The sequence below is a fragment of the Streptomyces sp. E11-3 genome (assembly GCF_046540415.1).
In the GTDB taxonomy this organism is placed as follows: Bacteria; Actinomycetota; Actinomycetes; order Streptomycetales; family Streptomycetaceae; genus Streptomyces.
The window spans coordinates 729,251-753,054 of sequence record NZ_JAZGRL010000002.1; the positions used below are offsets into that span (position 1 = coordinate 729,251).

The window sequence follows — 23,804 nt, forward strand, 5'->3', positions numbered from 1 at the left end:
AGGCCGTCAGTCCCGGGCGAGCCCGAACCTGGCGCGCAGTCCGGTGCGCTCGTCGGCGGCCACCGACGCGGCACCGTCGGCGACCGTCTCGTACACCGCGAGAATGTCGGCACCGACCGTCGACCAATCGAAGCGGCGTACGTGGGCGCTGCCGCGCTCCCGCAGCTCGGCGCGGCGCACGGGGTCGCCGAGCAGCCGCAGCGCGCTGGCGGCAAGCGCGTCCGCGTCCTCGTTGGCAAACAGCTCACCGGCCGCGCCCTGGTCGAGCACCTGAGTGAACGCGTCGAGGTCGGAGGCGAGTACGGGCGCCCCCGCGGACATCGCCTCGACCAGGATGATCCCGAAGCTCTCGCCGCCGGTGTTGGGGGCGACGTACACATCGACGCTGCGCAGCAGCCGGGCCTTGTCCTCGTCGCTGACCATCCCGAGGAACTCCACGCGGTCGCGCAGCTGGGCGGGCAGGCTCGCCACCGCCTCCTCCTCGTCGCCCCGGCCCGCGACCAGCAGCCGGGTCTCAGGGCGCTCGGCCAGGATCTTCGGGAGGGCCTTCATCAGGACCGGCAGCCCCTTGCGCGGCTCGTCGATCCGTCCGATGAAGCCCAGCGTCCCCCCCTGCCACTCGGGCTTGGCCTCGGCCTTGGCGAAGACGTCCACGTCCACGCCGTTGGGGATGACGACCGCGTCACCGCCGAGGTGTTCGACCAGCGTGCGCCGGGCGTACTCGCTGACCGCGATCCGCGCGCTGATCTTCTCCAGCGCGGGCTGCAGGATCGGGTACGCGGCGATCATCGCCCGTGACCTGGGGTTGGAGGTGTGGAAGGTGGCGACGATCGGCCCCTGGGCGGCCCAGCAGGTGAGCAGGCCCAGCGAGGGCGAGGTCGGCTCGTGGATGTGGATCACGTCGAAGGTGCCGTCGTGCAGCCAGCGGCGCACCCGCGCGGCGGACAGGAAGCCGAAGTTCAGGCGAGCCACCGAGCCGTTGTACGGCACCGGGACCGCGCGGCCCGCCGAGACGACGTAGGGCGGCAGCGGAGTCTCGTCGTCCGCGGGCGCCAGCACGGACACCTCGTGGCCCCACCGGATCAGATGCTCGGCGAGGTCGCGGATGTGGAACTGGACCCCGCCTGGCACGTCCCAGGAGTACGGGCAGACGATGCCGATCCTCATGGCTGTCCCGCGTCGGGGGCCTGCTCCGGCGGCCCGTCCGGAGCTTTGTCGGGGTCGAGGTCGTCGAGCCACAAGCGCTGCAGCATGTGCCAGTCCTCCGGATGGTCGGCGATGCCCGTGGCGAAGGCGTCCGCGAGCGTCTGCGCCATGACAGACGTCTTCTCGGCGCGGGTACCTGTCTCGGGCACCTCGACCGGGGGGTGTACCCGGGCCTTCATGACCGGTGACTCGTCATACCAGAGGGTCACCGGCAGGAGCAGGGCGCCGGTCTGCTGGGCGAGCAGCGCGGGCCCCGCGGGTACCCGCGCGCGGTCGCCGAAGAACTTGACCTCGACGCCGGACGCGGACAGGTCGCGGTCGGCGACCAGGCACACCAGGCCCCCGGCCCGCAGTCGGCGGGCCAGCATGCCGAAGGCGGAGCCACCGGTGTGCGGCAGCACCTCCATGCCGAGACCGGCGCGGTACTCCACGAACCGGTCGTACAGCGACTCGGGCTTCAGCCGCTCCTGAACGGTGGTGAACGGCGTCTGGAGCCTGGTGGTGACCCAGGCTCCCGCCAGGTCCCAGTTGGCCAGGTGCGGCAGCGCGAGGATCACGCCGCGGTCCGAGGCCAGGCCGTCGGTCAGATGGTGGAGGTCCTTGACCTCCATGCCGTTCCTTATCCGCTCCTCGCTCCACGCGGGCAGCCGGAACGACTCCATCCAGTACCGCATGTACGAGCGCATGCCCGCCTTGGACAGCTCGGCGAGGCGCTCAGGGGTCGCGTCGGGCACCACGCGCGCGTAGTTGGACTCGAGCCGCCGTACGCCCTTGCCCCGCCGCTTCCAGGCGACGTCGGCGATGGTGCGGCCCAGCCGTACGGCCACGGGTTCGGGGAGCTTCTTGACGGTGCTCCAGCCGACTCCGTAGAGCGCGTCGGTGAGCTTGTCCTTCACGCGGTCCCTCCCCCACTCGCGGCGTCCGCCTCGGCGGCCTCGCGGTGCACCGTGACGACCCGCTGGGCCAGCGTCACCAGGCTGCCGGCCGCGACGATCCACAGCGCGATCGGCAGCAGGACGTCGATGCCCGGCACGCCGAACGCGTGCAGTCCGGCCAGGCCCGCGGCGACCAGCGAGATCACCAGGCGCTCCGCGCGCTCGATCAGGCCGTTGACCGCGACGGGCAGCCCGATCGACTCGCCACGCGCCTTGGTGTACGACACCACCTGGCCGCTGGCCAGGCAGAAGATGGCGACCGCGCAGAGCAGGTTGTTGTCGCCGCTGCCCGCGTACCAGAGCGCGAAGCCGCCGAAGATCGCGCTGTCCGCGACCCGGTCGAGGGTGGAGTCCAGGAAGGCGCCCCAACGGCTGGAGACACCCGCCTGGCGCGCCATGTTGCCGTCGACGAGGTCGGAGAACACGAACAGGGTGATGACGATCGTGCCCCAGAAGAACTCTCCCCGGGGGAAGAAGACCAGTGCACCCGCCACCACACCGGCCGTGCCGATCAGGGTGACCGCGTCGGGGCTGACCCCGCGGCGGAGCAGAAATGCGGCGAACGGCGTGAGGACACGCGTGAAGAATGCACGCGCGTACTTGTTCAGCATGGCCTTCCCGAGGGTTCGGTGAGCCGCGCGGCCCCTTCGGCCACCGGCTGGCCCATCGTAGCCACGGACACGGGCCCCGTACTGCCACCGGCCCCCCGCCCAGTGGATCGCGCCCCGCGCCGGGCGTTCCCGCACCGACGATCGCGTACGACGTATGGACGCCCTGTGACCGGAGTGGAAAGCTCGAAGAACGCGGGCGTCGCCGGAGCCGCCAGCACACGCGGGTCCCGCGCGACCGCGCCCTTACTCCTCACCGTGCAACAAACCGGGAGGCCAGCCATGGGCGACAAGGCGAGCACACACCCCGGAGCCGCCGGCAGGGCAGCTACGGCCGACCACCCCGCGTCCCTACGGAATGTGGTGCTGGTCGGCCACAGCGGTTCGGGAAAGACGACCCTGGTGGAGGCCCTCGCGCTGACCGCGGGGGCAGTGAACCGGGCGGGCCGGGTACAGGACGGCACCGCCGTCTCCGACTACGACGAGATCGAGCATCGGCAGCAGCGCTCGGTACAGCTCTCCCTGGTGCCCGTCACCTGGGACGGGTGCAAGATCAATCTCCTCGACACCCCCGGATACGCCGATTTCGTCGGGGAACTCAGGGCCGGTCTGCGAGCCGCGGACGCGGCCCTTTTCGTCGTCTCGGCCGCGGACGGCGTGGACGGCGCGACCCGCATGGTCTGGGACGAGTGCGCGGCGGTCGGAATGCCCCGCGCGATCGTGATCACCCACCTCGAAGCGTCCCGCGCCGACTTCGACGAGATGACCAGAATCTGCGCCGAGGCGTTCGGCGGCGACGACCCGGATGCCGTACTGCCGCTGTATCTGCCGCTGCACGGCCGTCCGGGAGCGGACGGGCACGCGCCGGTGACCGGCCTGATCGGGCTGCTCTCGCAGCAGGTCTTCGACTACGCGTCCGGCGAGCGCAAGGCGTCCGAGCCGGGCGATGACCAGCTGCCGCTCATCGCCGAGGCCCGCAACCGGCTCATCGAGGGGATCATCTCCGAGAGCGAGGACGAGTCCCTGATGGACCGCTACCTCGGCGGCGAGGAGATCGACCTCAAGACGCTCATCGAGGACCTGGAGCGGGCCGTCGCGCGCGGTGTCTTCCACCCCGTGCTCGCGGCCGCACCGGCCGCGGAGGACGCCCGCCAGGGCCTCGGCACGGTCGAGCTCCTAGAACTCGTCACAGGCGGCTTCCCGACGCCTCTGGAGCGCACGACGCCCGTCACCACGGTGGACGGCCAGGCGCGGCCCGAGGCCGGCTGCGATCCCGCGGGGCCACTGGTCGCCGAGGTCGTGAAGACCTCGTCCGACCCGTATGTGGGCCGGGTCTCGCTGGTACGGGTCTTCTCCGGCACCCTGCGCCCCGACGACACCGTCCACGTGTGCGGACACGGCCACGGACCGGCCGCGCCCGACGCGGGCGGCTCGGACCTGCACGAAGCCGACGAACGCATCGGCGCGCTCTCCTCCCCCTTCGGGAAGCAGCAGCGGTCCGTCACGGCCTGTGTCGCGGGCGATCTCGCGTGGGTGGCCAAGCTGGCCCGCGCCGAGACCGGCGACACCCTGTCGGCCAAGGACGCCCCGCTGCTGATGGAACCCTGGACGATGCCCGACCCGCTGCTGCCGCTGGCCATCGAAGCGCACAGCAAGCCGGACGAGGACAAGCTCTCCCAGGGCCTGTCCCGGCTGGTCGCCGAGGACCCGACGATGCGCCTGGAGCAGAACCAGGACACCCACCAGGTGGTCCTGTGGTGCCTGGGCGAGGCCCACGCGGACGTCGCCCTGGAGCGGCTGCGCAGCCGCTACGGCGTGCATGTGGACGTCGTCCCGCACAAGGTCTCCCTTCGGGAGACGTTCGGCGAGAAGGCGGCGGGCCGTGGGCGCCATGTGAAGCAGTCCGGTGGCCACGGGCAGTACGCGATCTGCGAGATCGAGGTGGAGCCGCTGCCGGGCGGCTCGGGCATCGAGTTCGTCGACAAGGTGGTGGGCGGAGCCGTCCCACGGCAGTTCATCCCCTCCGTCGAGAAGGGCGTACGCGCCCAGGCCGCGCGCGGTGTCGCGGCCGGCAACCCCATCGTGGACGTACGGATCACCCTGCTCGACGGCAAGGCGCACTCGGTCGACTCGTCGGACGCGGCGTTCCAGACGGCCGGTGCGCTGGCGCTGCGCGAGGCGGCCGCGGACGCCACGATCCATCTGCTGGAGCCGGTCGCCGAGCTGCGCGTGCTGATCGGCGACGAGTATGTCGGCGCGGTGATGAGCGACCTGTCCGGGCGGCGCGGCCGTGTGGTCGGCACCGAGCAGTCCCCCGGCGCGCGCACCCTCGTACGGGCCGAGGTGCCGGAGATCGAGATCGGCCGGTACGCGGTGGACCTGCGGTCCCTGTCGCACGGCACCGGCCGGTTCAGCCGCTCCTACGCCCGGCACGAGCCGATGCCCGCCGCCCTGTCCGCGAAGATCCGGGAGGAGGCGCACAAGGGCGCCTAGCCGCGCTCCCGCCCGCGGCGTTCGACCGCCCCCTGCCGGATGTCAGCAGCCCCCGATACATTGATGATCTGCTCATCGGTGCACTCAACTGGTGTGCTGCGTACAGAAGTCGGGAAAGGCCGCAGCAGCGGCGGGGCGGCGATGGGGGCGGCAGTGGCGGACGATGTCTTCGATTTCAGGCCCGGCGCGCAGGTACCGCTCTCGGGCGCCGCGGGCGAGACGGCGGCCACGCATGCCCTGGCATCGGCGGCGTACCGCGACTCGGAGGTCTCCGAGATACTGAAGGCCAACAACGAGTGGCACGAATCCACGGTCAAGAAGGGCAAGTTGTCGCTCTTCGAGCCGAATCTCGGCGAGGCGTTCTCCCATGCCGTGCAGACCCGCATGCTGGGGGGCTCCCGCAAGCCGCTGATCCAGTCCTTCGGCACCGAGCCGCAGGCCGTCGTCGAGCACTGCCTCGCCGCGACCCGCATCCGCAAGCAACGCGACATCCGGCTCACCGCCGTGACCGGGCTGTTCGGCCTGCTGTTCCTGCCCGGTGTGCTGATCTGGCTGGCGGTCTTCCAGGCCCGGCGCACGATCAGCCGTATCAAGGACAAGCGGAACCAGGCACTGGCCATGGCGGTGCTGGTCGGCGCCTGCGGCCTGGCCCTGCTCTATCTGATCCGACTGCCGTTCGGCGGCATCCTGGCGATCTACGTACGCGCGATGGTCATCGCCCCCGTCATCGGCTGGCTGCTCGCCCGGCAGTTCAGCGAGCGCACCGCCAAGGACCTGCGCGCGAGCTGGGAGAGCCTGCTGACCGGCGGCGGGGTCGGCGCCAAGATCCCCGAGGCGGTGCCCACCAAACCCGACGAGACCGCGGCCGAGCAGCTGCGCCAGAACCTGGCCAAGCTCACCGCCGAGCAGCAGTCCAACTCGGTCTTCTACGCGGGCCCCAAGGGCGTGCTCGGCATGGGCACCCGCTGGGGCAGCTGGCAGCTCGCCGAGGACCTGCTGCCGCGCGAGGGCCACGAAGAGATCCACCCGTTCCGCAGCTGGGACGTCATACGGGCCGTCCACGACCAGCTGCGGCTCATCGAGCGCGGCCCGCTGCACACCGGCGGCTTCCCGGTCCCCTCGATACGCCACTGGATCGTCTCCCCGGTCGGCGAGAAGGCCACCGAGGTCGCCAGGCCCGGCGGCACCGAGGTCGAGTCCTTCCAGATCAAGGGCCACGAGATCCAGCGCATCTGCAACGAGCAGCAGTTCGGCAGCGGCGACCGGCACTACCTCGGCGTCCAGTTCACGCTCTGGGACGGCCAGTTGGTGATCACCATGCTGATCACCGTGACCGTGCTGCACCAGACCCTGCGCATCGAGGTCACCGGCCATGCGCTCGGCCCGGTGCACCCGCTGTTCACCACCAAACCCAAGCCGAAGGTCAAGGAGGTCTCCAAGACCGTCAAGTTCTGGGAGACGAAAGCGGTGAAGCAGCCGCTGGTCGAACCGTCTGAGGTGGTACGCCTCGCGGTGCGCGCACCCCTCACCTGGTATCCGCCGCTGCTGGACTTCCTGGGCGGCAAGCTGGTGCTGCCCGAGCCCTTCGGCCTGCGCCACGCCTGGGCCGACCAGCCCTGGCGGCACCGCTTCATGGCCGACGACGCGCTGCGCGCGGCCACCCCGGTGCTGCGCGTGGTGCACGCGGCGGCACTCAAGGTCCTTGAGGACAACGAAGTGGACACCGAGCGCTTCGGCACCCGCTCGCTTTTCCTCAGCGGAATGGTCCAGGACCCGACCCCGAGGAAGGCGGATTTGTACGACGCGTAGCGGGCGCGTACCGGAGGACAGGCCCTGGCCTCAGCCGACCAGGGCTCAGTCGACCGGGGCTCAGTCGACCGGGGCTCAGTCGACCGGCCAGGCCTCGGCGAGCATCGCGCGGGTGTCGGCGAGCAGTTGGGGCAGGATCTTGGTGTGTCCGACCACCGGCATGAAGTTCGTGTCGCCGCCCCAGCGCGGAACGATGTGCTGGTGCAGATGCCCGGCGATGCCGGCGCCCGCCACCGAGCCCTGGTTCATCCCGATGTTGAAGCCGTGCGCGCCCGAAGCGGTGCGCAGCGCGGCCATCGCCCGCTTGGTGAGCGCGCTGAGTTCGACGGTCTCCGCGTCGGTCAGCTCCGTGTAGTCCGCGACATGGCGGTACGGGACGACCATGAGATGGCCGCCGTTGTACGGGTACAGGTTGAGCACCGCGTAGACCTGCTCGCCGCGCGCGACGATCAGCCCGTCCTCGTCGGACTTGGCGGGGATGGAGCAGAAGGGGCAGCCGTCGTCGGGGCCCGGGCCGCTGGGCTTGCTCTCGCCCTGGATGTAGGCCATCCGGTGGGGCGTCCACAGGCGCTGGAACGCGTCCTGAGTCCCGACTCCGATCTGCTGCTCCGGCTCACTCGTCATGCTGAGCAGCATATGGCTTCGCCCGGGTGCCAGGTGGCGGCGAGGGTATTCGGGCTCGGCCGGACACGCGGCGGGGCCCCGGAGCGCGAGACGCGCCCCGGGGCCCCGCCCCGTTCTCGGCTCAGACCTGTACGCGGTCCTCGACGGCCTTCACGATCTTCGCGAGGGCTTCGTCGACCGGGATGCCGTTCTCCTGGGAACCGTCGCGGTAGCGGAAGGAGACGGCGCCGTTGGCCATGTCCTCGTCACCGGCGATGATCATGAACGGCACCTTCTGCTTCTGGGCGTTGCGGATCTTCTTCTGCATACGGTCCGCCGACGCGTCCACCTCGACTCGCAGCCCCTGCTTCTTGGCCTTGACGGCGAACTCCTGCAGATACGGGATGTGCGCGTCCCCGATCGGAATGCCGACGGCCTGCACCGGCGCGAGCCACGCCGGGAACGCGCCCGCGTAGTGCTCAAGGAGCACCGCGAAGAACCGCTCGATGGAGCCGAACAGCGCACGGTGGATCATGACGGGACGATGCTTGGTGCCGTCCGGGCCCGTGTACTCGAGGTTGAAGCGCTCCGGCAGGTTGAAGTCCAGCTGCACGGTGGACATCTGCCAGGTCCGGCCGATCGCGTCCTTCGCCTGGACCGAGATCTTCGGCCCGTAGAACGCGGCGCCGCCCGGGTCGGGAACGAGCGGCAGGCCCTGCTTCTCGGCCACCTTGCGCAGCGTCTCGGTGGCCTCCGCCCATACCTCGTCCGAGCCGACGAACTTCTCCGGGTCCTTGGTGGACAGCTCCAGGTAGAAGTCGGTCAGACCGTAGTCGCGCAGCAGGTCGAGGACGAAGGTGAGCGTCGAGTCGAGCTCGTCGGCCATCTGCTCCTTGGTGCAGTAGATGTGCGCGTCGTCCTGGGTGAAGCCGCGGGCCCGGGTCAGACCGTGCACGACACCGGACTTCTCGTAGCGGTAGACCGTCCCGAACTCGAAGAGCCGCAGCGGGAGTTCACGGTAGGAACGGCCGCGCGCGTCGAAGATCAGGTTGTGCATCGGGCAGTTCATGGGCTTGAGGTAGTAGTCCACGCCCTCGTCGAGCTGCATGGGCGGGTACATGCCGTCGGCGTACCAGTCCAGGTGGCCCGAGGTCTCGAACAGCTTCCCCTTGGTGGCGTGCGGGGTGTAGACGAACTCGTAGTCCGCCTCCTCGTGCCGCTTGCGCGAGTAGTCCTCCATGACCCGCCGTACGATGCCGCCCTTGGGGTGGAACACCGCGAGGCCCGAGCCGATCTGGTCCGGGATGGAGAACAGGTCGAGCTCGTTGCCGAGCTTGCGGTGGTCGCGCTTCTCGGCCTCGGCGAGGAACTCCAGGTGCGCCTTGAGCTCGTCCTTGGAGGGCCAGGCGGTGCCGTAGATGCGTTGCAGCATCGGGTTCTTCTCGCTGCCGCGCCAGTACGCCGCGGCGTTCCGCATCAGCTTGAACGCCGGGATGTTGCGGGTGGTGGGCAGGTGCGGACCGCGGCAGAGGTCCTTCCAGCACAGGTCGCCGGTCTTGGGGTCCAGGTTGTCGTAGATGGTGAGCTCGCCCGCGCCCACCTCGACGTCCGCGCCGTCGTCCGATGAGGCCGAGCCCTTGAGCCCGATCAGCTCCAGCTTGTACGGCTCGTCGGCGAGCTCCTCACGGGCGGCCTCGTCGGTGACCACGCGCCGCGAGAAGCGCTGCCCGCGCTTCTGGATCTCCTGCATCTTCTTCTCGACGGCCTTGAGGTCCTCCGGGGTGAAGGGCCGGGCGACCTCGAAGTCGTAGTAGAAGCCGTCCTTGACCGGCGGGCCGATGCCCAGCTTGGCCTCGGGGAAGAGCTCCTGCACGGCCTGCGCCATGACATGCGCGGTCGAGTGGCGCAGGATGTTCAGACCGTCTTCGGAGGAGATCTCGACGGGCTCGACGACCTCGCCCTCGCAGGGTGCGTACGCCAGGTCCTTGAGCTCGCCGCCCACGCGCGCCGCGACGATGGTCCGCTCACCGGCGAAGATCTCGGCCGCCGTAGTGCCCGTGGTCACCACGCGCTCTTCCCGCTCGGAATCGCGTTGGATGATCACACGGACGTCTGACACCGGTCTCTCCTACCTGATGAGGTCGCCGCAGCGGACGCTGCGCGGCTCGAATCGTACCGAGCCGGACGGGTCGATCGCGAAACGGTTGTTCCGCGGCCCCTTCCCGTGCCCGTCCCCAGGGCCTGTCTGACAATTCCCGTCGTCGCCCGGAGGGCGGCCTCGCGCCCGCTGCGCCAGCAGCTGACGTCACCGAGGTGCGTGCTCTCGGCGTGCCGGGTGTGGACCCTCGTACTGGACGTACTTGGGTCTGCGCCCGGTGCGGCGAAGGGGGTCCCTCCCTGCTCGAGCGCAGCCGAGAGCTTGGGGGCGCGTGCATGGCGTCGCGAGGCAGACGGGAATTGTCAGACAGGCCCTGGCGCCCGTCGGCGTCAGAGCCCGTCCCCGCCGCACGCCTCCTCGAAGAAGTCGAGATTCTCCTGCAGCGCCTTCATCATCCGGTCCCGCTCCGCGTCATCCACCTGTACGGGCACGACCTCGCACGCCCCGGTCAGCCGCCTGAAGCCGCCGCGGCTCTCCAGCCTGCCGTGGACCCGCACCGGGAGCCCCACCAGATGGGCATGGCCCGCGATGCGGTACGCCTCCTCGTCCAGCGTCATCCGTACCTGCGGGACGTCCGCACCGGCCAGCACCCGCAGCCGCGCCGTGCCGGGGCCGCCAGGACCTGTCCTGCGCATCCGGACCACGGTGCCGGTGAGCCGTACCGGAATAGAGGGCTCCGTACGTAGATAGCGAGCGCCCGCCTGGCGCAGCACCGGCAGATCGCCCGGCGAGAACTCGACGGGCTCAGGCCGTGCGGCGCATCGCTCGGGCACTCCGGCCGCGGGTGCCCACGCGATGGCGACATGGGCGCCCTCGGTGCCCCGGACCAGAGCGGCGAGCGCCTCGGTCAGCTCCCGGCTGACGCCCGCCTGGACGGCGGAGTCGAACGCGTCCATGCCACCGGTCGCCCGTTGGTAGTCGATCGCCTCCCGGGCCGCGTACAGCGCGTGGTGCAGCCGAACGACCAGCGGGCGGGACTGAACCGGCACGAACGCGGTCAGCTGCCGCCCGCCCGGCTCGGGCCCCACCAGGACGTTCTCCAGCGAAGCGGCGGCGGCGCCGCGGTGCCGTGCCCCGTAGTACCCGGCCCGGTCGCGCACCGCGAGCGCCGCGGCCAGCAGCATCTGCCGGGCAGCCGAGCGCAGCCGCTCCGACTCGGTCCAGGCGGCGGCCCCCGCGGGCCCGGCCGGCACATCGCGCGACCAGCGCAGCTCGTCGCTCGGCACCGTGAGGCCGAGCAGCACCTCGCGCGCGGACGGCGCCGCGCTGCGGGACAGGGCGAGCAGCGCCTCGCCGAGCAGGTCGTCGCTGTCCGGGAACGACCGGCTGTGCGGCACCAGCAGGCTGGTACCCGAGGTGCCTCCTGGTTCGGTCCAGCGCGCATACCGGCCGGCGGCGCCACCGCGCCGTTGCCAGCCGTGCCGGTCGAGCAGGGCTCCGAGCACCACGGGGTCCACCCGTGTCGCGTCGGGGGCGTCGCGCCACGTCTCCTCGACGGGGTGGGGGCGTACGGGCTCGTCCATCGGGCGGTGCATCAGGGTCTCCCTCCCGTCCCGACCCGCGTCATGATCTCGCAGAGCGCCCGGTCGTCGAAGATCCGGGAGGTCGGGATGCGCACGGTGGTCCTGCGCCGGCCCGTCACCGGGTGCCCGGCCAGGTTGGTCCAGTAGCAGCAGTGCCGTAGCTCGAGCCGGTCGTGGCCGGCCCGCAGCCAGTCGTCCGGAGACCTCGGCACCAGCATCACCACGAGGATCTTGTGCACCGAGACCGGGGTGCGGGCGAGCTTCTCCAGGTGCGCGTTGTCGAGCGTGAAGGAGAAGGCGGGGCCCGGGGGGTTCGGCGGGAGCTGGTAGGTGCACTTGAGCTGCACCTTGATGGTGACCTCGTCGTCGACCGTGTGCCCGGGGGCGCTGTGACTGACGTGCCAGTCGATGCCGTTGTCCGGAAAGGGCTGGGACAAGGAGCATCCCGCGGCCGCCGCGACGGCGTGCAGATAGCCCACCTGGAGGGTCTCCATACAGGCGGTGGTGGCGAGTGTGCCGCGCGGCGGTACCGTCCGCTCGGGCAGCAGCCCACCCTGTTCGGGCTGCGCGAGCGCCATGTCGAACAAGCCTTCCGGGCTCAGGAGTTCATCGCGCCGGTCACTGGACCGGCGCCGCCGGACCGCCCAACTCCACGGTCCGTCAACTGTGTTGTCACCGCCCGGCGTACGGCGCAAACGGTCCGGGTATCACCAGCTCGGGCAGGGCAAGGGCGTCTTCTGCCTGTAGTGGACCGGGAGTTGTGGCTATGACGTGCTGGTACGAGGGGCCGCTGACCGCTTTCGACACGGAGACCACGGGCGTGGATGTCGAGAACGATCGCATCGTGTCCGCCGCTGTGGTCGTCCAGGACCGTGCCGGGGCCCGGCCGCGCATCACCCGCTGGCTGGTGAATCCGGGGGTCCCGGTGCCGGAAGGGGCCACCGCGATCCACGGGCTGACCGAGGACCATCTGCGGTGCAACGGCCGTTGGCCGGCGCCGGTGATGGAGGAGATAGCGCGGAAGATCGCCGACGAGACCACGGCGGGACGGCCGCTGGTGGTGATGAACGCACCCTTCGATCTGACGCTCCTGGACCGCGAGTTGCGCCGTCATCGCGCCGCCTCGCTCGGGCACTACCTGGAGACCCATCCGCTGTGTGTGCTCGATCCACGGGTGCTCGACAAGCACCTGGACCGCTACCGCAAGGGCCGCCGCACCCTCGCCGACCTCTGCGCGCAGTACGGGGTCGAGCTGTCCGGGGCGCATGACGCGGCCGCCGACGCGCAGGCTTCGCTGGACCTGGTGCGGGCCCTGGGGCGCCGGTTCGCGTCCCGGCTCGACCAGTTGACGCCTGCCGAGCTGCATGCCCGGCAGGCCGTGTGGCACGCGGCCCAGGCTCGCGGCCTGCAGGCGTGGTTCGCGCGCTCCGGCTCCCAGGAGGCGGTGGACCCCGCGTGGCCGCTGCGGCCCGAACTCCCGGCGGCGGCCTGAGTCGTAGGGCGCGGTGCGCACAGCGTCCGGACATGAGAAAACCGGTCCGTCATGGACGGACCGGTCCTTCCCGGTGGGCGATACTGGGTTCGAACCAGTGACCTCTTCGGTGTGAACGAAGCGCTCTCCCACTGAGCTAATCGCCCGGGAACGCACTGAACCATACAGGTCCGGGCGCCCGTCGTTCAAACTCTCTTCAGCAGCCGGCGCAGTCCGCGCCGCCCGCCGCGCATCATCAGCGCGTGGTTGAGCAGGAACACCGGTCTGGCCGGCAGCGAGAGTCGGCGCATCAGCGGTTTACGCACCTCGACTTCCTGCTCGTAGAGGACGTGGGTGGAGCCGCCGTCCGCGGTGACGGTCCAGCGTGCCCAGCCGTCCAGGTCTCCGTTCATCTCGATCTCCAGCACCCCGGCATCGGGGTCGCGCCGCTGCTCGCGGGCGGTGACGACCAGGTCGTAGGGCAGCAGGGAGCGGAAGCGCGCGATGCCGCTGCGGTCGTCGAGCGGCGTCACCTCGCGCACCTGTGGCCACCAGTTCGGATACTCCTCGGCCCGCTCAAGGGCCGCGTAGACGGCGGCGGGTTCTGCGGCCAACTCCCAGACGCAGCGGAAACGGTAACGGCACCAGTCCATGGCAGGAGTCTGCCCGCCGGGAGCGCGGCGGCCCGGGAACGACGAAGATCCGTTCACGACGAAGATCCGTTCACGAGGGAGGGCCGTTCACGAGGGAGGGCCGTTGAACGACGAAGGTCCGTTGAACGACAAAGGTCCGTGAGACAGATGCTGTCTCACGGACCTTCGATCCGGGTGGGCGATACTGGGTTCGAACCAGTGACCTCTTCGGTGTGAACGAAGCGCTCTCCCACTGAGCTAATCGCCCGGGCGCACGGAGAACATTACCGCACCTCAGCGGGTGCCCCGGACCACCCCTGCCTGGTCACATGTCGATCGTCCAGGGCAGTACGAACCCGAACTTCCAGACGTAGACGCCCAGCAGCGCCGCCGTGATCACCAGGCCGATGGTGGTGAGGATGATGTTGCGACGGCGCACCTTCGGGTCGAGCGCGCGCTGTGCGGCCTCGGTCACCTTGCGCTTGGTCCAGCGCAGCACCAGCTGGGCCCAGACGAACTCCGTCGCCCAGATCGCCATACCGGCGAAAATCACGAACCAGCCGGGGCCCGGCAGCACCAGCATGGCGACACCCGCGATCACTACCGCGAGCCCGACCATGAAGACGCCGACCTGCCAGCTCAGATGCAGCACCCTGCGGGCCTTGATGAAGTCGGGCGCCTTGGACCCGAGCTTCTGCTTGGCCTTGGCCGCAGGAGGTTCGACCTCCACGACGCCCCCGCCACGGCGGTCACTCTCCGTATCCATACTCCGCAACATTACCGGACGGAAACGCTTCACCGGAATGGGCGCACGGAGCCCGGCCGCAGGCGCCGTATGAGCTACCGAAAGGCACGCAAATCGCTCAGAGGGGTTTACAACGGCACCGTAGGTGGCATGTCGATTTCGCCGACGTGCGAATCCCCGAGCGCACACTGAGCGAAAGGCCCTGGCGCTTATGAACACCACGGTCAGCTGCGAGCTGCACCTGCGCCTCGTTGTGTCGAGCGAGTCCTCACTGCCTGTACCCGCAGGACTGCGGTATGACACGGCCGATCCCTATGCCGTGCACGCCACCTTCCACACCGGAGCGGAGGAGACCGTCGAGTGGGTCTTCGCCCGCGACCTCCTCGCCGAGGGCCTGCACAGGCCCACCGGCACCGGTGATGTCCGTGTCTGGCCGTCCCGCAGCCACGGACAGGGCGTTGTCTGCATCGCCCTGAGTTCCCCGGAGGGCGAGGCTCTGCTCGAGGCCCCGGCGCGGGCCCTGGAGTCGTTCCTGAAGCGGACCGACGCCGCCGTACCACCCGGCACCGAGCACCGTCACTTCGACCTGGATACGGAGCTGTCACACATCCTGGCCGAGAGCTGAGCGAGCGCGGCCGCCCAGAAAGCAGCCCGACACCGTCCGACTCGGGGAGACGGTGCGGGTGACGACAACCTCATACCGGCAGTCACCGACGCCGTCCCCGCGGGTTCACCCTGCGGGGACGGCGTCGGTACGTCGTCAGCGCGAGCCGCTAGCATCGGCCAGCATCGGCGGGCACCCTTCCCCAAGCTCTTAATGAGCAGGGGAGGCCCCACTACCCCCAGGCCAGGGAGCGAATCGTGCTGATCACCCACGACACCCGGTGTGCACTCGACGCCGTGGTCGATCTGGTGAACACCGCACCGGAGGACGACAAGACCGACGGGCTCGCGGACCTCGCGGCCCTGAACGCGTTTGTGGAGACCCACGAGATCAGCGATGTCGGCGTGCTGTCCGAGCGGGACCTGGAGTCCGTACGCCGGGCCAGGGCCCGTTTCGCGGAGGTCTTCGCCGCATCCGACGTCCGCGTCGCGGCCACCCTGATCAACGACCTCGTGGCCGCCGCGGGCACCACACCGCGGCTCACCGACCACGACGGCTACGACTGGCATGTGCACTATTTCGCGCCGGGAGCGTCGGTGGCCGACCACCTCGCCGCCGACTGCGGGATGGCACTGGCCTTCTTCGTGGTCGCCGGGGAGCAGGACCGGCTGCGCCGCTGCGAGGCACCGGACTGCCGACGCGCCTTCGTCGACCTTTCCAGGAACCGCTCACGCCGCTACTGCGACAGCCGCACCTGCGGTAACCGGCTGCATGTCGCCGCGTACCGGGCACGGCGCAAGGAAGCGGCCCGCTGAGCGGGTACGCCCGCGCCGGGACGCCCGCCGCCGCGCTCACAGCGGATAGTCACCGTGCTCACAGCAGGTAGTCGCCACGCTCACAGCAGGTAGCCGCCGTGCTCACAACAGATACAGGTCGTGCACGGCGGCGAGGAGCAGCAGACAGCCGATCACCCCGAGGAAGATCATCAAGGGCGGCTGGGAGAGGGCGAAGAGGCAACCTCGCGGCTCGGACGCGGGCGCCGACGGCACGGGTGCTGGTGCGGGGGCCTCGCCCCGGGATGTGTGCTGCATCTCGGGGTGATGATGGCGCAGCCGCACCCACCCATTCGACCAACACGCCCGTAAAGAGCGGGAGTTAGCCGAATCTCGTACTCATTCAGATGTGATCGCGCCACACTTCGGACAGGCCCGGGCAGGGGCAGGCAGAGATCCTCAGATCCCGTGCTTTTTCAGAATCGCCTCGATGTCCGAGAAGTCCTCCGTCGGAGCGGCCGACTTCTTCTGCTTCTGCTGGACCGCCGGCGGAGCGGACTGGCCCGCGCCCAGCGAGGGTGCCGACGCCCGGGGGGCGACCGCCTCCTGCTGAGCCGCCGCCGCGGCCTGCTTACGCTCCTTGCGGGTGCCGCCGGCGCGCCGCTCGATGGCGCGGGTGGTCATGAACAGCACCCAGGCGAGGCCGAGCACACCGAAGCCGACCCAGGTACTGGGCTTGAAGACGAGGTCGGACACCCACTGGACCACGCCTGTCATCACGAGGCCGAGCGGGATGAGTGAGTAGGCCGCGATACGGGTGGCGGTCAGGAACCGCTTGCGGTACGCGGTGATCGCGGCGATGCCCAGGCCTGCCGCGGACACGGCGGAACAGACGGTCTCGGCAAGCATCCGGTCCTCCAGCGTTGAAGTGCCATGGCGATATCGCGGTACCGCAGTACCGTCATGGGTTACGTCCCTTCCATCCTGCACCGTCCAGGGCCCTCGGGGCCACGATCCGGGAGGACCTCAGGGACAACTCCGGGTCGGGCTACTCCCCAGGTCCGGGTTGGGGCGGGGGCGGCGGGGCTGGAAGACTGTCCCCATGAGCGACTCCCTCCCCGGCCACCCCACCACCCCTCCCGTACTCGACGTGTGGTGCGAGCTCCAGTGCCCCGACTGCCTCACCGCCCTGGACGACCTGCGTGCGCTGCGCGCCCGCTACGGCGAGCGGCTGGAGGTGCGACTGCGCCACTTCCCGCTGGAGAAGCACAAGTACTCCTTCGCCGCGGCGCAGGCGGCCGAGGAGGCCGTCGAGCAGGGGCAGGGGTGGCCGTACGCGGAGGCCCTGCTGGCGCGGGTCAAGGAGTTCGACCGCAGGGGTGAGGCGCTGCTGTCGGATGTGGCCCGCGACCTCGGCCTGGACGCCGACGAGTTCGATACGGCCCTGATCGACGGACGCCACACCCTGATCGTCGACGCCGACCAGGCCGAGGGTAAGGCGATCGGCGTCACCGGCACCCCGACCTATGTCATCGGGGGCGAGCGCCTCGACGGCGGCAAGAGCCAGGAGGGGCTGCGCGAGCGGATCGAAGAGATCGCGGACCGTCTGCTGGCCGACCAGGACGCGTCGCAGAACTAGTCGCAGGACCAGGTGCGGAACTAGGCACGGGACCAGGCACAGAACCAGGTTCGGCCCGCGCCCCCGGCGTCAGAGCAGCGGCTTGGACAGGTGGTACGCGGTTGGCTGATAGCCGAGCGAGGCGTACAGCCGCATCGCCGGGGTGTTGTTCGTGAAGACGTTCAGGCCGATCCGTCGGGCCCCGGCGGCGAGGGCCTCGCGCTCGGCGAGCCGCAGCAGCGACCGGCCGTACCCCCGGCCGCGGTACTCCTCAGCGACCTCGACGTCGAAGACGTACGCGCCATCGTCACGTAGGGCGAGCCAGAGGGTGCCGACCGCCGTGCCCTGGTGCTCCAGGACCCGCATCCGCACCCCCGCGGTACGGATGCCGTCCGGCAGGTTCGTGGCGTGGTCGGTCTCGGACTTGGCGTACGCCTCGCGCTCGGCGACGCCGCGGGCTATCCACTCGCGCGCGTAGTGCTCCTTGGCGTGCGCCAGCCACGGGCCGTACTCGGCCTCTGACATCGGCCTGCCGACACTGCCTTCGGGGAGCGCCGGGGCCCGTTCGGGCAGCGCCTTGGACATCGTGCGGTTGCGCTCGCCGTAGCCGAGCACGGTGGCCAGTTGCAGGGCGGGCCCGGCGGCCGCGGGGATGGTCGCCTCGACACGGGTGCAGCGCCAGCCGCGCAGGATCTCCTCCGCGGCGAGCGCCGCCACCGTGCCCCGGCCTCGCCTGCGGTCGGGCTCGTCGATCCTGAGGGCGCGGATCTGGCCGACGGCGGGGCCGAAGGCCGGGTGGGTGGCGAGTTCCAGCACGCCGACCGGCCGACTGTTCACACACACCTGGTACGGGCGTGAACGCGCTCCGTCAGCTGCGCTCTGAAGCGGCCCGGTCGGCCGCAGTGTCGTGGTCATCAGAAGGGTTCTACCCGCTGGCGAGCGCCCGCGTCATCGGCTTTCCCGTCATCGGCCTCACAGGAGCTCAGGGGTCGAGGTCGGCACCCGAGCGCTCGTCGAAGACCCGCATCGCCTTGGCGGTCACCGGGCCCGGGGCGCCCGGCAGTTCGCGTCCGTCGACCCGGTGCACGGCCTGGATGTCGCGCAGCGTCGAGGTCAGGAAGACCTCGTCGGCGCGGTCCAGTACGTCGAGCGGCAGATCCGTCTCGTGCGCCGAGGTCCATTCGACGGCGAGTGCGCGGGTGATGCCCGCGAGGCAGCCCGAGGCGACCGGCGGGGTGTGGATCTCGCCGTCGAGTACGACGAAGACGTTGGACCCGGTGCCCTCGCAGAGCTGCCCCACGGTGTTGCCGAACAGCGCCTCGCTGGCGCCCCGTTCGCGGGCCCGGTCGAGGGCGACGACGTTCTCCGCGTACGAGGTGGTCTTCAGGCCGGTGACCGCGCCGCGCTCGTTCCGGGTCCACGGCACCGTGACCACGGCCGTGCTGTCGGGCCTGCGCGCGGTCTCGCCGAGCGCGACGATCAGGGTCTGCCCCGCGTCGCCGCGGTCCGAGCCAAGCGGAGAGAGCCCCCCGGTGTAGGTGATCCGCAGGCGGCCGAGCGGCATCGGGTTGGCTTCGAGCACGGCGGCGCAGGCCCGGCGCACCTCGTCCTGGTCCGGCTCGGGGAGACCGAGGCCGCGCGCGGAGCGGGCGAGCCGGTCGAGGTGGCGGGTGAGGGCGAAGGGCCGTCCTTCGACGGCCTTGAGCGTCTCGAAGACGCCGTCGCCCACGGTCAGCCCGTGGTCGAGGACGGAGACTCGGGCCGACTCGAGATCCCGGAGACCGCCGTTGAGCCAGATCTTCACGTGGCACTTCCTCCTGAGAGGCCTGAGGGGTCGTACGTACCCGACGCTACCGCGAGCAGCCGGGCCGCCTTCAGCTCGGTCTCCCGCCACTCCCGTTCGGGGTCGGAGCCCCAGGTGATGCCCGCGCCCGTACCGAACCGCAGCACGCCGTCGGCCCGGTCGGCCCAGAAGGTGCGGATGCCGACGGCCAGCTCACCGGTACCCCGGTCGGCGTCCACCCAGCCGATGCCGCCGCAGTACGGGCCACGCGGCGCCGTCTCCAGCGCGTCGATGATCCGCAGGGCGCTGGACTTGGGGGCGCCGGTCACCGACCCCGGCGGGAACGTGGCGGCCAGCAGCCCGGGCCAGCCCACCCCTTCGGCGAGCTCACCGCGCACGGTGGAGACGAGGTGGACCAGGCCGGGGTGCTTCTCGACGACACAGAGTTCGGGGACGGTCACCGAGCCGGTGGCGCAGGCCTTGCCGAGGTCGTTGCGGACCAGGTCGACGATCATCACGTTCTCGGCGTGGTCCTTGTCCAGCAGGTCCGCCTCGGTCCGCCCGGTTCCCTTGATCGGGCCCGACTCGACGATCCGGCCCGCTCGGCGCAGAAACAGCTCGGGGGACGCGGTGGCGATCTCCACGCCCTGCGCCGGGAGCCGGATGGTGCCCGCGTACGGGGCGGGGTTGCCGCGCGCCAGCAGGGCGGTCAGGGCGTCCAGGTCCGCGTCCGGGGCGAGCGGCGCGGAGAGCACCCGGCAGAGGTTGGCCTGGTAGACCTCGCCCGCCGCGATGTGCTCGCGTATGCGCCGTACGCCCGCGGTGTACGCGCCGCGGTCCAGGGACGTCGTCCAGTCGCCGGGCGCGGGGCCCTGCCAGCGGCCCGCGACGGGGGCGGGCACGGGTTCTGTGCGTACGTCGGCGAAGCGGGCGCAGACCAGACGGCCTTCGAAGTCCGCGGACACCGCCCAGAAGCCGGTGGAGTCGAGGGCGGTGGGGTCGCTGGTGACATCGCGCAGGTCGGAGGCGACAAGGTCACCGAAACGCGCCATCGGATGCAGGTCGTACACAGCTGCGAGTCTATGACCGGCGGGGCCGGGGGCGCCCCGGGCCGGGTGGCAGCGCAGCACGCTGGGTAAACGCGTTTTTGTACTGGCCCGGGAATCCGCTAGAGTTCAACACGTCGCCGGGACGCGCCAAGCGCCCCGGAGAGACAAGCGGACGTAGCTCAGTTGGTAGAGCGCAACCTTGCCAAGGTTGAGGTCGCCAGTTCGAACCTGGTCGTCCGCTCGGAACAGGGGGATCTTCCCGAGCCCCCGCACTCCTGGTGGAGTGGCCGAGAGGCGAGGCAACGGCCTGCAAAGCCGTCTACACGGGTTCAAATCCCGTCTCCACCTCCAAGGACGATTAGCTCAGCGGGAGAGCGCTTCCCTGACACGGAAGAGGTCACTGGTTCAATCCCAGTATCGTCCACTGGTCCGCGAGGACCACCCCGCGCGATTAGCTCAGCGGGAGAGCGCTTCCCTGACACGGAAGAGGTCACTGGTTCNGCGGCCGCTTCCCAAGGGGCGTGCTCGGGGGTGTCGGGGTCCACTGGGGTGCCGTGCGGCCAGCAGGTCACCGGGCGGCCGTGCAGCTCCGCCGCGGCTGCGCGGAGCGGGGGCAGCAGGATGCCGGTGAGCGCGGGGTGCGCGGCGAGGGCGAGGCGGGTCGTCAGCTCGGCGCGGTCCGTTGCCGAGGCGTGCGCCTTGGCGACGACGGCGCCGTGCCGGACGACGGTGCCGTCCTGGCGGTCGGCGAGGACGGCGCCGGGGTCCTGGCAGGCGCAGGGTGCGGAGCGGTGGCGGTGGGCGGTGCGGTGGGCCGACTCGGCGAGCGCGCGCAGGGTTGGTGTGGTCATGTTGCCCCCCTGCGGTGCGTCCCCGCGGTGCGTCGCCTTGCCTGCGCCGCAGCGTATCGCGGTGCTCGTGGGGCCTTCTGCCTGCGGGCTTCTCGCGGGTGCGGGCCGGTGGCCGGTGCGGGTCAGAGATTCGTCCCCCCACCCCGCCCCTTCCCGAAAGGCCTCAAGCGCCGGCCGGGCTCACCAGATGGCCTCAATCGCCGCCGGGCTTGATTGACGAACGCGCAATGCCCGCGCAGCTCGTAAGCTGCGCGGGCATTCGTGCCGTCCGCCGCACCCCCGTCCCCACGGGGTATATGGCCGGATGTCCCCGCCCGGACCGCTCTTCCGGGCCTGGGGCGCCGCTCAGCGCCCCAGCATCACGCCCACGGACGACGCTTGTGTGACCACTGCTTCCCAGCCGCCGAAGACGACTACGAGCAGGGCCGCCAGGGGAAGGACCATGGCCGTCGCCACCAGGGGGTGACGCGTACCGGACGGGCGGCCGCCGAACGCGGCGTACGACCTGCGTCCCTGCGTGCGGATCATGGTCCGCGGTGCCGTGTCCGCCATGGTTCCTCTCCTGTCGTTTTGGCAGCGGCGAGTGTCTGACCTCGGGGGACGAGTGCTGCACCCGCCGCTTGACTTCAAACTTAGGCGGCGGGGGCCTCGCGGGCGTCATGCCCTCGTACCGATTGCCGGGCCTCCCCCAGGATGAGCGGCGAGCCGCCGTGTACTCCCCTGGGTGGAGACGCGGCCTCAGGACTTAGGGTCTTCCCGGAGGGGGCGCCGCTCGGCGGCCTCCGACGCGTCCTCACGCGGCACCGGCTGCTCGACGAGTGCCAGCACCCGGTTGGCCATGAAGCGCGCCGTGCGCACCACGGACCCGCTGCGGGTGACTTCACTCACTTCGACCACCCCTCTGCGCACCGCCGTCTCCACCCGGCGGCCCGCCCTGGCAGCCACCACCTCGTACGTCCTGGTCGTGTCCCCGGCGTCCACGACTATCTCGACCCGGTCACCCTTCATGAACCCAATCCCCCTTCTGCGACAGACCGTTGGGCACCCAGGCAGGCTCCATGGCCCCGGTGTCCCGTTCTTCTGACCACTCTTCAATTCTCCCACCGGGCACTGACAATCGATCGGCCCGCGAAGGCGCGGCCTCTGCGCGCGCACGGGCGGGGAAACGTAAGCTGAGGCTCGTCAATCGGACAGGCAGCGGGGATGGACATGGCGATGATGCGGCTCCGGCGCGAGGACCCGCGTGTCGTCGGCTCGTTCAGGATTCACCGGCGGCTGGGCGCGGGCGGTATGGGCGTGGTCTTCCTGGGCTCCGACCGCCGTGGCCAGCGGGTCGCCCTGAAGGTGATCCGGCCGGATCTGGCCGAGGACCAGGAGTTCCGCTCGCGCTTCGCCCGTGAGGTGTCCGCGGCGCGGCGGATCAGGGGCGGGTGTACGGCCCGGCTGGTGGCCGCCGATCTGGAGGCGGACCGGCCGTGGTTCGCGACGCAGTACGTACCGGGGCCCTCGCTGCACGACAAGGTCGCCGAGGAGGGGCCGCTCACGGCGGCCGAGGTGGCGGCGGTCGGCTCGGCGCTCGCGGAGGGGCTGGTCGCCGTCCATGAGGCCGGGGTGGTGCACCGGGACCTCAAGCCGTCCAACATCCTGCTGTCGCCCAAGGGCCCGCGGATCATCGACTTCGGTATCGCCTGGGCGACGGGCGCGTCCACGCTGACGCACGTGGGTACGGCGGTGGGCTCGCCGGGGTTCCTCGCGCCGGAGCAGGTGCGCGGGGCCGCGGTCACGCCCGCCACCGACGTCTTCTCGCTGGGTGCCACGCTGGCCTATGCCGCGATGGGCGACTCGCCCTTCGGGCACGGCAGCTCCGAGGTGATGCTCTACCGCGTGGTGCACGAGGAGGCGCAGCTGCACGGGGTGCCGGACGCGCTGGCGCCGCTGGTGCGCGCCTGTCTGGCCAAGGTTCCCGATGAGCGCCCCAGTACGCTCCAACTCTCGCTGCGGCTCAAGGAGATCGCGGCGCGCGAGGCCCAGGGTCTGACCGACGGCCGCCCCCCGGTCCAGCGCCGCGAGGCGGACCGGCCCTCCGGGCAGCATGCCGACGCGTACCCCGAGCGCCGTACTCTGCGGCACACCCAGTCCGCTCCCCCGGCTTCCCGTCCGGACGGGTCCCGCCCGGGTCGGCGCCCGCCCACACCCCGGAACACCACCGGGTCCAGGAACAAGGCCGCGCCGCGCAGCGGTACGGGGCGCCAGGGACCGCGTACGACGGGAACCGGACGTCGGGTACCCGCCAATCCGCGGCTGCTGCGGCAGCGGTTGGTCGTGTTCGTCGTGGTGACGCTGTTGGTGGCTCTGGGGATCGCTGCGGCACAGGGGTGCCAGGGGCCGGCCCAGGGGCTGCGGCAGCAGATCTCGGGGCAGGACGCTCCCGGCGCACAGTAGTCAAGCGGCGCGCTCGGGAGTTCCGCGGCGGCCCGTTGGCCATCCATGCCCGCAAGCTCAGTCGATGTCGAAGAGCGGGCCGGCGATCATCAGGCCCAGGTCAGCGCCCGCGTGCGCGATGAGGGCGAGCAGCATGAGCGCCGCGCCGGCCAGCGCCAAGTCCTTCTGGAAGGAGATCATCTCAAGCTGCCGCGCCTGGGCGTCACTCTCCGTCCAGAAGGCGTGCATCAGCACCGCGGTCGGGATCAGGAAGACGACCAGCAGCAGGGCGCCCAGGTCGGCCCAGATGCCAAGCAGGACACTCAGTCCGCCAACGAGGATGAGCAAGCCGCTGCCGATCGTCGCGGGCACGGGGGCGCGTACTCCCCTGGACGCGGCATACCCGGCCATCGCCTTGGTCTGGGTGAGGTGAGCGACACCCGAGGCCAGGAAGAGTGCTCCGAAGAGGATGCGGCCGATGAGTACCAGGACGTCCATAACGACCTCCAGGTGGGGATGCTG

Annotated in this window: 24 protein-coding genes and 5 tRNA genes; 10 read left to right on the forward strand and 19 right to left on the reverse strand. The window is 70.8% G+C overall.

Translation table 11 applies throughout. From position 1 onward, the window contains the following. Positions 1–6: 6 nt before the first annotated feature. The 3 genes from U9R90_RS22060 to pgsA are packed head-to-tail and all read right to left on the reverse strand — an operon-like array spanning position 7 to position 2,752. Positions 7–1,167 carry a glycosyltransferase family 4 protein gene (locus tag U9R90_RS22060; protein ID WP_411058385.1) on the reverse strand — a complete coding sequence of 387 codons (1,161 nt, stop codon included), beginning with the start codon at positions 1,165–1,167 and terminating at the stop codon, positions 7–9. Then, positions 1,164–2,102 carry a phosphatidylinositol mannoside acyltransferase gene (locus U9R90_RS22065; protein ID WP_411058386.1) on the reverse strand — a complete coding sequence of 313 codons (939 nt, stop codon included), beginning with the start codon at positions 2,100–2,102 and terminating at the stop codon, positions 1,164–1,166. Before U9R90_RS22065 ends, U9R90_RS22060 begins: the two co-directional genes overlap by 4 nt. Then, complete coding sequence (gene pgsA, locus U9R90_RS22070) at positions 2,099–2,752, reverse strand: phosphatidylinositol phosphate synthase (RefSeq protein WP_411058387.1); 654 nt, start codon at positions 2,750–2,752, stop codon at positions 2,099–2,101. Before pgsA ends, U9R90_RS22065 begins: the two co-directional genes overlap by 4 nt. A gap of 279 nt (positions 2,753–3,031) precedes the next feature. Between pgsA and U9R90_RS22075 the strand changes: the two genes are divergently transcribed. Both U9R90_RS22075 and U9R90_RS22080 read left to right on the forward strand, forming a co-directional pair. Further along, the gene (locus U9R90_RS22075; RefSeq protein WP_411058388.1) at positions 3,032–5,242 is read left to right on the forward strand and encodes an elongation factor G-like protein EF-G2; all 2,211 of its coding nucleotides are present in this window, start codon (positions 3,032–3,034) and stop codon (positions 5,240–5,242) included. A gap of 141 nt (positions 5,243–5,383) precedes the next feature. Next, a complete protein-coding gene (locus U9R90_RS22080; RefSeq protein WP_411059768.1) occupies positions 5,384–7,051 on the forward strand; it encodes a hypothetical protein in 1,668 nt (555 codons plus the stop codon). A 75-nt stretch (positions 7,052–7,126) separates the two neighbouring features. Here the strand turns inward: U9R90_RS22080 and U9R90_RS22085 are convergent, their stop codons facing one another. The 4 genes from U9R90_RS22085 to U9R90_RS22100 all read right to left on the reverse strand — a co-directional run bounded on the left by U9R90_RS22085 (position 7,127) and on the right by U9R90_RS22100 (position 11,913). After that, a complete protein-coding gene (locus U9R90_RS22085; protein ID WP_411058389.1) occupies positions 7,127–7,687 on the reverse strand; it encodes an HIT family protein in 561 nt (186 codons plus the stop codon). Between the two features lie 109 nt (positions 7,688–7,796). Beyond that, a complete protein-coding gene (gene thrS / locus U9R90_RS22090; RefSeq protein ID WP_411058390.1) occupies positions 7,797–9,773 on the reverse strand; it encodes a threonine--tRNA ligase in 1,977 nt (658 codons plus the stop codon). A gap of 368 nt (positions 9,774–10,141) precedes the next feature. Beyond that, positions 10,142–11,350, reverse strand: coding sequence for a hypothetical protein (locus U9R90_RS22095; RefSeq protein WP_411059769.1), 1,209 nt, complete (start codon positions 11,348–11,350; stop codon positions 10,142–10,144). Further along, positions 11,347–11,913, reverse strand: coding sequence for a DUF4365 domain-containing protein (locus U9R90_RS22100; protein ID WP_411059770.1), 567 nt, complete (start codon positions 11,911–11,913; stop codon positions 11,347–11,349). The genes U9R90_RS22095 and U9R90_RS22100 overlap by 4 nt, the downstream gene beginning before the upstream one ends. A gap of 188 nt (positions 11,914–12,101) precedes the next feature. Here U9R90_RS22100 and U9R90_RS22105 point away from each other — a divergent pair, with 188 nt between their 5' ends. Then, positions 12,102–12,827: a 3'-5' exonuclease gene (locus U9R90_RS22105; protein WP_411058391.1), complete on the forward strand. Its 726-nt coding sequence runs from the start codon at positions 12,102–12,104 to the stop codon at positions 12,825–12,827. Between the two features lie 74 nt (positions 12,828–12,901). Here the strand turns inward: U9R90_RS22105 and U9R90_RS22110 are convergent. The 4 genes from U9R90_RS22110 to U9R90_RS22125 all read right to left on the reverse strand — a co-directional run bounded on the left by U9R90_RS22110 (position 12,902) and on the right by U9R90_RS22125 (position 14,204). Further along, positions 12,902–12,973, reverse strand: a tRNA-Val gene (locus U9R90_RS22110). Between the two features lie 39 nt (positions 12,974–13,012). Beyond that, positions 13,013–13,459, reverse strand: coding sequence for an SRPBCC family protein (locus U9R90_RS22115; RefSeq protein ID WP_411058392.1), 447 nt, complete (start codon positions 13,457–13,459; stop codon positions 13,013–13,015). A 175-nt stretch (positions 13,460–13,634) separates the two neighbouring features. Beyond that, positions 13,635–13,706: transfer RNA gene (locus tag U9R90_RS22120), tRNA-Val, on the reverse strand. Positions 13,707–13,763: 57 nt separating this feature from the next. Continuing rightward, a complete protein-coding gene (locus U9R90_RS22125) occupies positions 13,764–14,204 on the reverse strand; it encodes a TIGR02611 family protein (RefSeq protein WP_411058393.1) in 441 nt (146 codons plus the stop codon). 190 nt (positions 14,205–14,394) lie between these two features. On the opposite strand from U9R90_RS22125, the gene U9R90_RS22130 reads away from it, so the two are divergent. Then, entirely contained in the window at positions 14,395–14,808 is a 414-nt protein-coding gene (locus U9R90_RS22130; protein ID WP_003959770.1) for an SsgA family sporulation/cell division regulator, read from the forward strand. Positions 14,809–15,044: 236 nt separating this feature from the next. Beyond that, a complete protein-coding gene (locus tag U9R90_RS22135; RefSeq protein ID WP_411058394.1) occupies positions 15,045–15,602 on the forward strand; it encodes a CGNR zinc finger domain-containing protein in 558 nt (185 codons plus the stop codon). A 102-nt stretch (positions 15,603–15,704) separates the two neighbouring features. Here the strand turns inward: U9R90_RS22135 and U9R90_RS22140 are convergent, their stop codons facing one another. Continuing rightward, positions 15,705–15,878, reverse strand: a complete 174-nt coding sequence (locus tag U9R90_RS22140) for a hypothetical protein (protein ID WP_411058395.1) — start codon at positions 15,876–15,878, stop codon at positions 15,705–15,707. Positions 15,879–16,019: 141 nt separating this feature from the next. Further along, positions 16,020–16,469: a hypothetical protein gene (locus U9R90_RS22145; RefSeq protein WP_411058396.1), complete on the reverse strand. Its 450-nt coding sequence runs from the start codon at positions 16,467–16,469 to the stop codon at positions 16,020–16,022. Between the two features lie 193 nt (positions 16,470–16,662). Between U9R90_RS22145 and U9R90_RS22150 the strand changes: the two genes are divergently transcribed. Beyond that, complete coding sequence (locus U9R90_RS22150) at positions 16,663–17,199, forward strand: DsbA family protein (RefSeq protein WP_411058397.1); 537 nt, start codon at positions 16,663–16,665, stop codon at positions 17,197–17,199. Between the two features lie 69 nt (positions 17,200–17,268). Here U9R90_RS22150 and U9R90_RS22155 read toward each other — a convergent pair whose 3' ends face one another. From U9R90_RS22155 to U9R90_RS22165, 3 genes are all read right to left on the reverse strand, one after another. Next, on the reverse strand, positions 17,269–18,093 hold the full coding sequence (locus tag U9R90_RS22155; protein WP_411058398.1) for a GNAT family N-acetyltransferase: 825 nt from the start codon (positions 18,091–18,093) through the stop codon (positions 17,269–17,271). Positions 18,094–18,160: 67 nt separating this feature from the next. Beyond that, entirely contained in the window at positions 18,161–18,982 is an 822-nt protein-coding gene (locus U9R90_RS22160; RefSeq protein ID WP_411058399.1) for an aminotransferase class IV, read from the reverse strand. Beyond that, positions 18,979–20,031: a chorismate-binding protein gene (locus U9R90_RS22165; RefSeq protein ID WP_411058400.1), complete on the reverse strand. Its 1,053-nt coding sequence runs from the start codon at positions 20,029–20,031 to the stop codon at positions 18,979–18,981. The genes U9R90_RS22160 and U9R90_RS22165 overlap by 4 nt, the downstream gene beginning before the upstream one ends. Before the next feature lie 147 nt (positions 20,032–20,178). Here U9R90_RS22165 and U9R90_RS22170 point away from each other — a divergent pair. The 3 genes from U9R90_RS22170 (at position 20,179) to U9R90_RS22180 (ending at position 20,434) form a co-directional block, all read left to right on the forward strand. Beyond that, positions 20,179–20,251: transfer RNA gene (locus tag U9R90_RS22170), tRNA-Gly, on the forward strand. A 36-nt stretch (positions 20,252–20,287) separates the two neighbouring features. Then, positions 20,288–20,361: transfer RNA gene (locus tag U9R90_RS22175), tRNA-Cys, on the forward strand. 1 nt (position 20,362) lies between these two features. Next, positions 20,363–20,434: transfer RNA gene (locus tag U9R90_RS22180), tRNA-Val, on the forward strand. Positions 20,435–21,206: 772 nt separating this feature from the next. On the opposite strand, the gene U9R90_RS22185 is transcribed toward U9R90_RS22180, so the two are convergent. Together U9R90_RS22185 and U9R90_RS22190 are read right to left on the reverse strand one after the other, a co-directional pair. After that, entirely contained in the window at positions 21,207–21,413 is a 207-nt protein-coding gene (locus U9R90_RS22185; RefSeq protein ID WP_411058401.1) for a hypothetical protein, read from the reverse strand. 186 nt (positions 21,414–21,599) lie between these two features. Continuing rightward, the gene (locus U9R90_RS22190; RefSeq protein WP_411058402.1) at positions 21,600–21,869 is read right to left on the reverse strand and encodes a hypothetical protein; all 270 of its coding nucleotides are present in this window, start codon (positions 21,867–21,869) and stop codon (positions 21,600–21,602) included. Positions 21,870–22,064: 195 nt separating this feature from the next. Between U9R90_RS22190 and U9R90_RS22195 the strand changes: the two genes are divergently transcribed. After that, positions 22,065–23,303, forward strand: coding sequence for a serine/threonine-protein kinase (locus U9R90_RS22195; RefSeq protein ID WP_411058403.1), 1,239 nt, complete (start codon positions 22,065–22,067; stop codon positions 23,301–23,303). Positions 23,304–23,360: 57 nt separating this feature from the next. Here U9R90_RS22195 and U9R90_RS22200 read toward each other — a convergent pair whose 3' ends face one another. Next, entirely contained in the window at positions 23,361–23,780 is a 420-nt protein-coding gene (locus tag U9R90_RS22200; protein ID WP_411058404.1) for a DoxX family protein, read from the reverse strand. Between the last annotated feature and the right edge of the window lie 24 nt (positions 23,781–23,804).

What these genes read in the sequence shown, in the direction of transcription:
- U9R90_RS22200 (WP_411058404.1), bottom strand. Translation starts at nt 23,780, where the DNA reads ATGGACGTCCTGGTACTCATCGGCCGCATCCTCTTCGGAGCACTCTTC.
- U9R90_RS22190 (WP_411058402.1), bottom strand. Translation starts at nt 21,869, where the DNA reads ATGAAGGGTGACCGGGTCGAGATAGTCGTGGACGCCGGGGACACGACC.
- U9R90_RS22125 (WP_411058393.1), bottom strand. Translation starts at nt 14,204, where the DNA reads ATGGATACGGAGAGTGACCGCCGTGGCGGGGGCGTCGTGGAGGTCGAA.
- U9R90_RS22140 (WP_411058395.1), bottom strand. Translation starts at nt 15,878, where the DNA reads ATGCAGCACACATCCCGGGGCGAGGCCCCCGCACCAGCACCCGTGCCG.
- U9R90_RS22115 (WP_411058392.1), bottom strand. Translation starts at nt 13,459, where the DNA reads ATGGACTGGTGCCGTTACCGTTTCCGCTGCGTCTGGGAGTTGGCCGCA.
- U9R90_RS22195 (WP_411058403.1), top strand. Translation starts at nt 22,065, where the DNA reads ATGGACATGGCGATGATGCGGCTCCGGCGCGAGGACCCGCGTGTCGTC.
- U9R90_RS22080 (WP_411059768.1), top strand. Translation starts at nt 5,384, where the DNA reads ATGGGGGCGGCAGTGGCGGACGATGTCTTCGATTTCAGGCCCGGCGCG.
- U9R90_RS22155 (WP_411058398.1), bottom strand. Translation starts at nt 18,093, where the DNA reads ATGACCACGACACTGCGGCCGACCGGGCCGCTTCAGAGCGCAGCTGAC.
- U9R90_RS22145 (WP_411058396.1), bottom strand. Translation starts at nt 16,469, where the DNA reads ATGCTTGCCGAGACCGTCTGTTCCGCCGTGTCCGCGGCAGGCCTGGGC.
- U9R90_RS22105 (WP_411058391.1), top strand. Translation starts at nt 12,102, where the DNA reads ATGACGTGCTGGTACGAGGGGCCGCTGACCGCTTTCGACACGGAGACC.
- pgsA (WP_411058387.1), bottom strand. Translation starts at nt 2,752, where the DNA reads ATGCTGAACAAGTACGCGCGTGCATTCTTCACGCGTGTCCTCACGCCG.
- U9R90_RS22185 (WP_411058401.1), bottom strand. Translation starts at nt 21,413, where the DNA reads ATGGCGGACACGGCACCGCGGACCATGATCCGCACGCAGGGACGCAGG.
- U9R90_RS22060 (WP_411058385.1), bottom strand. Translation starts at nt 1,167, where the DNA reads ATGAGGATCGGCATCGTCTGCCCGTACTCCTGGGACGTGCCAGGCGGG.
- U9R90_RS22085 (WP_411058389.1), bottom strand. Translation starts at nt 7,687, where the DNA reads ATGCTGCTCAGCATGACGAGTGAGCCGGAGCAGCAGATCGGAGTCGGG.
- U9R90_RS22130 (WP_003959770.1), top strand. Translation starts at nt 14,395, where the DNA reads ATGAACACCACGGTCAGCTGCGAGCTGCACCTGCGCCTCGTTGTGTCG.
- U9R90_RS22100 (WP_411059770.1), bottom strand. Translation starts at nt 11,913, where the DNA reads ATGGCGCTCGCGCAGCCCGAACAGGGTGGGCTGCTGCCCGAGCGGACG.
- U9R90_RS22075 (WP_411058388.1), top strand. Translation starts at nt 3,032, where the DNA reads ATGGGCGACAAGGCGAGCACACACCCCGGAGCCGCCGGCAGGGCAGCT.
- U9R90_RS22150 (WP_411058397.1), top strand. Translation starts at nt 16,663, where the DNA reads ATGAGCGACTCCCTCCCCGGCCACCCCACCACCCCTCCCGTACTCGAC.